The 7,678-nt window shown below is 69.8% G+C and carries 6 protein-coding genes and 1 pseudogene; 6 read left to right on the top strand and 1 reads right to left on the bottom strand.

The window, feature by feature from the left end:
- Positions 1-288: 288 nt before the first annotated feature.
- Positions 289-2,532 carry a 4-alpha-glucanotransferase gene (gene malQ / locus Y706_RS0104025; RefSeq protein WP_028275565.1) on the bottom strand — a complete coding sequence of 748 codons (2,244 nt, stop codon included), beginning with the start codon at positions 2,530-2,532 and terminating at the stop codon, positions 289-291.
- Positions 2,533-2,688: 156 nt separating this feature from the next.
- On the opposite strand from malQ, the gene Y706_RS0104020 reads away from it, so the two are divergent.
- The 6 genes and pseudogenes from Y706_RS0104020 to Y706_RS29120 all read left to right on the top strand — a co-directional run.
- Positions 2,689-3,042, top strand: a complete 354-nt coding sequence (locus Y706_RS0104020; RefSeq protein ID WP_028275564.1) for a TraR/DksA family transcriptional regulator — start codon at positions 2,689-2,691, stop codon at positions 3,040-3,042.
- On the top strand, positions 3,039-3,827 hold the full coding sequence (locus Y706_RS0104015; protein WP_028275563.1) for a M50 family metallopeptidase: 789 nt from the start codon (positions 3,039-3,041) through the stop codon (positions 3,825-3,827). Before Y706_RS0104020 ends, Y706_RS0104015 begins: the two co-directional genes overlap by 4 nt.
- 9 nt (positions 3,828-3,836) lie before the next feature.
- Positions 3,837-4,904 (top strand): glutathione S-transferase family protein, encoded by a 1,068-nt coding sequence (locus Y706_RS0104010; protein WP_043434681.1) that lies wholly within the window; start codon positions 3,837-3,839, stop codon positions 4,902-4,904.
- Complete coding sequence (locus Y706_RS0104005) at positions 4,904-6,022, top strand: EstA family serine hydrolase (RefSeq protein ID WP_028275561.1); 1,119 nt, start codon at positions 4,904-4,906, stop codon at positions 6,020-6,022. The genes Y706_RS0104010 and Y706_RS0104005 overlap by 1 nt, the downstream gene beginning before the upstream one ends.
- Before the next feature lie 81 nt (positions 6,023-6,103).
- Positions 6,104-7,255, top strand: a complete 1,152-nt coding sequence (locus tag Y706_RS0104000) for an FUSC family protein (protein WP_253906684.1) — start codon at positions 6,104-6,106, stop codon at positions 7,253-7,255.
- A gap of 108 nt (positions 7,256-7,363) precedes the next feature.
- A pseudogene (locus Y706_RS29120) lies at positions 7,364-7,678 on the top strand (FUSC family protein); the annotation flags it as partial.

Genomic DNA, 7,678 nt, shown 5'->3' with positions numbered 1-7,678 from the left:
CGATTCGGTCCCCGCGGGCCCGGCAGGCAGGGACCCGGCCGGTGGGGACTCGGCAGATGGGGACTGAGAAGGCGGGCCGGCCTGGAAGGGGTGCACCGACGTGCACCCCGCCAGCAGCATCGCCAGCGCCCATCCGCCGGCCAGGGAGAGTCGGCCGATCCGCGTCATCGGTCCATGCTAGCGGCCGGTATTGGTACGGCCAATGCTGTCTGCATTCCCGGCCTCAGGCCAGGCTCAGGTCAAGAAACTGCCCGCACCCGGTCCAGGGCCCGGCTCCCCCGTGTCCGGTCACCCTCCGGGATGCAGCGCGCCGCGGACGGTGCCCAGCAGGGACAGGAACCGCTCGTTGTCCGGCAGGTCATCGATCAGCACCACACCCTCGGGAGCGGCCAGCGGAATGCGCCAGTTCGGGTATTCGGTGCTGGTGCCCGGCTGGTTCTGGGTCCGGGTCTCCCCCACGGCGTCGACCAGCGCCACCCCCAGCAGCGCTGACGGGGCCAGCGCCGTGTAGGCGTACAGCGCCTCCACCGTGGTCCGGACGTCTGTGCCGTTTTCTGCCAGCAGGCCGCGTGCCCGGACCCGGGCCAGCACGGCCTCCTGCTCGGCCGCGGCCTCGGCGCGTTCTTCCGCCACGGGCCGCCGCAACAGCCCGAGCGATTCGCGCAAGGTGACGTGTTCACCGGCGAGGTAGCCCGCCGTCGGGGGGAGATCGTGGGTGTTGACGCTGGTCAGGCACTGCTCGCGGTAGTGCTCCGGCGGAATCGGGCCATCGGCGTCGTGTTCGAACCAGAGGATCGACGTGCCGAATATTCCCCGCTCGGCCAGGTAGCCGCGGACCCACGGCTCGAAGACCCCCAGGTCTTCGCCAATCACGATCGCCCCGGCCCGTTGCGCCTCGAGGGCAAGGATGCCGATGAGCGCCTCGTGGTCGTAGTGCACATAGGTGCCGCTCTCCGGCCCCCCGCCCTCGGGGATCCACCACAACCGGAACAGGCCGAGGATATGGTCCACCCGGATGCCGCCCGCGTGCCGCAGCACGGTACGGAGCATGTCCCGGTAGGCGGCATAGCCGGATTCGGCGAGCCGGCCCGGATGCCATGGCGGCTGCGACCAGTTCTGGCCCAGCTGGTTGAACATGTCCGGGGGCGCACCAACGCTCACGCCCCGGGCAAGAACGCCGGAGAGGGTCCAGGCGTCGGCACCGCCGGGTTTTACCCCGACAGCGAGGTCATGGACGACGCCGATCCCCATCCCCGACTGGCGTGCCGAACGCTGGGCCGCCTCGAGCTGCTGGTCGCAGAGCCACTGCAGCCAGCAGTGGAATTCGATCCGGGCTGCCAGCCTCGGCCGCTGCTCGACACAGTACGGCGACGCCGGGGATGCCGCCGCTCCGGCCCATTCCGGTGCCGACGGCGGCAGCTCTTCGGCGAGCGCAGACCACAGCGCAAAGTCCTCGAGCCCCTGCCCCTGCTCGGCGCAGAAGTCGGCGAACTGCCGGGTGCGCGCCGGCCCGCGGCGGACCGCAAACACGCGTTCCAGCGCCGAGAGCTTTGCCGCGTAACTGGCGTTGCGGTCCAGGAGGTCCCGGGAACGGTTGGCCGCCTGCAGGCCTTCGGCCAGGCGTGCCACCTCGGCCCGGCCGGCTGCGTCCAGGTAACCGTATTCCGGGATTTCCTCCACCCGCAGGTAGAGCGGGTTGAAGAAGCGCCGTGTGGTGGGCAGGTACGGGGAGTCTTCGACCGGCGGCACTGGTTCGGCGGCATGCAGCGGATTGACCAGCACAAAGCCGGCCCCCTGCTCCCCGGCAACCTCGGCGAGGTCCCCGAGATCGGCGAAGTCGCCAATCCCCCAGGACCGGGAGGACCGCACGGAGTACAACTGGGCCGTCAGTCCCCAGGTGCGGCGTTCCTTGAGCAGGGCCGAGGCCCGGAGCCGGCCGGGCGTAACTACCAGCGGACACTGCGCCGCCGTGCCCGCGGCGTCGGCTCTCAACGTGTGCCAGCCGAGACCGAGGCCGCCGGGTATGGCGAACGTGGCACGTCCCGTGAGGACGCCGTCGACGTCGACCGGCTGGTCCCAGTTCTCCCGCTGGGCGGCCTCATAGCTGCTGCCGTCCTCGGCGTCGATCCAGACGCGGACTTCGCTTCCGTGCGGGACGTGGACATCGACGCGGGACTCCTGTCCCTCCCTCACTACAAGGACCGGGGGCAGGATGCGCCGCCAGGGTGCCAGCCGGGACTCGGCCAGGGAGCGTTGCTGCTCCTGGGGCCCGTTGGCGGGGACCCCGAGGGCCGCCAGCACGTCCTGCAGGGTCCCGGCGGCCACGGAACGCTGCACTCCGTCCCAGCCCCAGTAGCTGGTGTCGACGCCATAGGCTGCGGCGAGTTCGCGCAGGAGCGTGTCGGCCGTATCAGTGTCCCCGGTCTGCCCGGGACTTCCGGGGGCCGCGGCGTTGCCGGCGTCTGCAGGATGATTGGGGTTTGGACGGTCCTCGGGGTTTGCGGGGGTCTCGGGGTGCGTCTGGTCCACCATGCGCCCACTCTAGACGCTGCCCCCACCGCCCGCCGCCCTTTCCGTGGATGTGGGAATCATCTACCAGTTCGTTGAGTCCTTGGCCGGCTCCCGGCGCGGACGGCTCCTTCGGCCCGTTTAGGCGCCGCTACAGTGGCCGCGCTAGCCTTGAAGCCTATGGTTGACGTCGAACGGTTCCGGATCCTCCTGCGCGAGGAACGTGACCGGAAGCTTGCCCTCCTGCCCGCCCTCCGCCGGGACATCACCTCGGTCAATGCCGCCCGCCTCGACTCCAACGTCGACGACGAACACGACCCCGAGGGCACGACGATCGCCTTCGAACTATCCCAGGCCTCCGCGCTCCTGGAACAGAGCAGGGCTTCCCTGCTGCAGATCGATGCCGCCCTTGCGCGGATGGACGAGGGCACCTACGGAATCTGCGCCGTATGCGCCACCCCGGTCCCCGAGGACCGGCTGGAGGCCAGGCCCTGGACCGCGTACTGCATCGCGCATGCCTCGGGCAAGGCATGACTCCGCCCGGCCTGCTGGGGGAACCGAACCTCGCCCTGACATGGTGGGAGCGGATCGTGGCCGGATTCACCCACGCCCCCAGCCCGCACGTGAGCAGTATTGAGCTCGTTGCGGTCATCCTGCTGGCAGTGGCCGTCTCCCTGCCGCGCCTGTCCTGGCGCTACTTTGGCCTGCTCGCCACCGTGACCCACGAACTCGGCCACGCGTTTGCCGCCCTCACCACCGGCCAGCGGCTCGGCGGCATCCGGCTGGGCCTGGACCACTCCGGCACCACCACGACGTACAGCACGAGCCGCCTCTCCGCCGCCTGGTCGACGTTCTGGGGCTACCCCGTGCCCGCCGTCGTCGGGGCGGCGATGGTCTGGTGCGGTTTCAACGGCTGGGGGCCGGCCGCGATGTCGGTGGGCACGCTCATCCTCCTGGCGTCCTTCCTGTTCCTCCGCAACGGCGTGGGCCTCCTCATCACGGCCGCCGCCGTACTGGCCGCGGCGCTCCTGGTGCTGTTCGTGCCGCCGGTGTTCAACGGCCACGTGATGATCGTGCTGGGCCTGGCGCTGCTGGTCGCTGCCGTCAGGGACCTCGGCAAACTGGCCAACGTCCATTTGCGGCACCGGGACAGGCTCCCGACGTCGGACGCGTACCTGCTGGCCAGGGCCACCTCCATCCCCGCCGCGGTGTGGATTGCCCTCTTCGCCGTGGTTGTGGCCGGGGCGTGGTGGTTTGCCTGGCAGCCGATGGCCCCTGTGTTCACGGCCGCGTTCGGGCCGTTCCCTTCCCGGCCTTAGGCTGGGACCATGAGCCTGAGTACCCACACCGACGATCCGGGATTCAGCACCAAGGGCGCGTATGTGACCGGCGGCGAGGAATTCACCCGGGATACCAACTACATTGAGGACCGGATCACCCGGGACGGTGCCACGGGCGCCCACGGCGAGCCCGGCTGGCCCGTGGAACCTGGCCGCTACCGCCTCATCGCAGCGCGCGCCTGCCCGTGGGCCAACCGCACGGTGATCGTGCGCCGGCTCCTCGGCCTGGAGGCGGTCATCTCGCTCGGCCAGCCCGGCCCCACCCATGACGCCAGGTCCTGGACGTTCGATCTCGACTTGGACGGCAGGGATCCCGTCCTCGGAATCGAACGCATCCAGGACGCCTACTTCCGCCGCTTCCCCGACTACCCCCGCGGGATTACCGTCCCGGCAATCGTGGACGTCCCCAGCGGGCAGGTAGTCACCAACAATTTCCCCCAGATCACGCTCGACTTTTCCACGGAGTGGACCCAGTACCACCGCGCCGGCGCGCCGGAGCTGTACCCGGAGCACCTCAGGGAAGAAATCGACACCGTCAACAAGCGTGTCTTCACCGAGGTGAACAACGGCGTCTACCGCTGCGGCTTTGCCGGTTCCCAGGAGGCCTACAACGCTGCCTACGATCGGCTCTGGACGGCCCTGGACTGGCTCGAGGAACGCCTGGCGGGCCAGCGGTACCTGGTGGGCGACACGATCACGGAGGCCGACGTCCGCCTGTTCACCACACTGGCCCGCTTCGACGCCGTGTACCACGGCCATTTCAAATGCAACCGGCAAAAGCTCAGCGAGATGCCGGTCCTGTGGGCCTACGCGCGCGACTTGTTCCAGACGCCAGGGTTCGGCGACACCACCGACTTTGTGCAGATCAAGCAGCACTACTACATCGTGCATGAGGACATCAATCCCACCGGAGTGGTCCCGCGCGGACCGGAACTGGGCAACTGGCTCTCGGAGCACGGCCGCGAATCCCTCGGCGGCCGGCCGTTCGGCGACGGAACGCCGCCCGGACCGGTCCGGGCCGGCGAAGAGGTCGCCCCGGGACACGGCGCAGCCTGATGCCGACAGCGGCCGGTGCGGCCGGGTTTGCCGCGCCCGGATTTGCGGGTGTGCGTGAGCTCTTCGACTCTTTCCTTTCCGAGGATCCGGGCTACAGCGCGCAGCTGTCGGCCTACCACCACGGCACCAAGGTGCTGGACCTCTGCGGCGGACCGGGATTCGTCCCCGGCGACATCACGGGCACCTACTCCTGTTCCAAGGGAGTCGCCGCCTTCGTCATCGCCCTCCTCGTCCAGGACGGCCGGCTCGACCTTGACCGGACCGTCGCGTCCTACTGGCCCGAGTTCGGCGTCCACGGCAAGGACCGGCTCACGGTGCGGCAGGCCCTATCCCATCAGGCGGGGCTGCCCGGCGTCGCCGGCGGGTTTCCCCTGGCGGAGTTCGCCACCCCGGCCGCGGCGCGGCGTCTCGCGGCCTCGGCGCCGTTGTGGCGCCCGGGCACGGCCTTCGGCTACCACGCCCTGACCATAGGGATCCTGATGGAGGAGCTCTGCCGCCGCGTCACGGGGATGACGCTGCAGGGGCTCTACGACGAACGCATCCGCCGCCCGTGGGGCATCGACTTCTTCCTGGGCCTGCCCGAGGACCAGGAACCCCGGTACCGCGAGGTGCTCTACGACCCTGACCCAGCCCAGCCGTGGCTGGACCCGCTCAGCCTCGACGGGCTGAACAGCAACGCGCCGGTCAGCACCATCATGGAACTGCCCAACCACCGCTTGGTGCGCGCCTCGGGTATGAGCAGCGCAGGTGGTGTGGGGTCAGCCGAGGGGCTGGCCAGGCTCTACGCCGCCGCCACCACCGGAGTGGACGGCGTTCCCGCTTTCCTGAACCCCGCCACCATCGAGCTCATGGCCGCTGAGCAGGTCTGGGGACTGGACCGGTGCTCCGGGCAGGACAACGCCTTTGCCGTCGTGTTCATGAAACCCCAGCCTGGGCGGAACTTCGGCAGCCAGCTGGCCTTCGGGCACGAGGGAGCGAACGCGGCCCTCGGCTTCGCGGATCCCGGCTACGGCCTCGGGTTCGGGTATGTGCCCCGCCGCAGCGAGGAAGGCCGGACCGAGGGGCGGGCCCAGCGGCTGTCCGCGGCGGTGCGGCGGGCCGCCCACGCGGCGTCCTGACCGGCCCCGTTTCGGCTTGGGCGGCCCGCTCCGGGGTTCGTCCAGTTGTCGCACGAGCCTCCCGGCCATAGGGTGAGCCGAATGGCCATTCCCGAAAAGCAAGCCGGCAGCCCGCCCTCCCTGTTGCGCCGATGGACCCGCACCGCGGGCAGCGCTGTCGCCGCGGCGGTGCTGTGGCCCCGGCTGCAGCTGGCCCTGAAAGCCGGGCTGGCCGCGGGCGTCGCCTTCGCGATCGCACCCTTCATGCCGGGCTCAGCGGCCGACTATCCGTACTACGCCCCGCTGGGCGCCTTGGTGGCCATGTACGAGAACGTTGCCGGCTCCATGCGGCAGGGCGTCCAGACGCTCGTCGGACTGGCGATCGGGGTGGGCCTTGCGTTCATGCTGTTCAGCCTCGGCTCGCCGTCGCCGTGGACGGTCGCGGTGGTCATGGGACTGGGCGTTATCCTCGCCGGCCTGCCCAAGATCGGTTCGGGCCGGGACTGGATCCCGACGGCGGCGCTCCTGGTGCTGTTGGTCGGCGGCCATAATCCGGACACGTTCTCCTTCGGATACCTGTTCCAGATGGGCGTCGGCGTCACGGTGGGCATCGTCGTGAACCTGCTGGTCTTCCCGCCGCTGCACTTCCGGGCGGCAGAGCTAAGTATCGCGGAACTGCGCCAGGCCCTCGCCCAGCAACTCTGGGACATGGGCAAGGCGCTGAAGGAAAGCTGGCCGCCGGAGCATGTTGACTGGTCCCGCCGCTCGGAAGCGCTCGCAGCCCACGCCCGCTCCGTGCGGCTCGCCGTCGAAAAAGCCGACGCCAGCCGCCAGGCAAATCCCCGACGCCACCTTCATCCGCGCGACCTGAACCTCGACTACCGGAACCTGCGGGATCTCGAGCGCCTGACCTTCCACGTCCAGGACGTGACCCAAGTGCTCTCGGATGTCATCTGGGCCGAGGACACCCCCTTTGTGGTGCCGGACGAATACGCAGTGCCCCTCGGGGACGCCATGGCTTCCGTCGGCGACGTGCTGCGGGCTCTGGAAGAGGAACAGCCCGAACGCCAGACCGAGCTGGCGGCTGCCGCCGATGCGGCGATCAGCGAACTGACCGCCCGGATTGGCTCCGAGCAGCACAGCACGGACGCCCCGAGCGCGGTCGAATCCATCCTCTTGAGCCTGCACCGCATGCTGCGCGTGGCCACGCCCGGGCGGCCGGAGGCCAAACCGGCCACGGCGCCGGCAGACTAGGAAATACTTTCCGTCTGCCGGCGGGGACGCCACCTTCATCCGCGCGACCTGAACCTCGACTACCGGAACCTGCGGGATCTCGAGCGCCTGACCTTCCACGTCCAGGACGTGACCCAAGTGCTCTCGGATGTCATCTGGGCCGAGGACACCCCCTTTGTGGTGCCGGACGAATACGCAGTGCCCCTCGGGGACGCCATGGCTTCCGTCGGCGACGTGCTGCGGGCTCTGGAAGAGGAACAGCCCGAACGCCAGACCGAGCTGGCGGCTGCCGCCGATGCGGCGATCAGCGAACTGACCGCCCGGATTGGCTCCGAGCAGCACAGCACGGACGCCCCGAGCGCGGTCGAATCCATCCTCTTGAGCCTGCACCGCATGCTGCGCGTGGCCACGCCCGGGCGGCCGGAGGCCAAACCGGCCACGGCG

Origin of the sequence: Arthrobacter sp. I3 (assembly GCF_000520575.1) — a bacterium.
Lineage (GTDB): Bacteria > Actinomycetota > Actinomycetes > Actinomycetales > Micrococcaceae > Arthrobacter > Arthrobacter humicola_A.
Note: the sequence above shows the minus strand (reverse complement) of the source record. Positions and strands in the feature narration are given on the sequence as shown.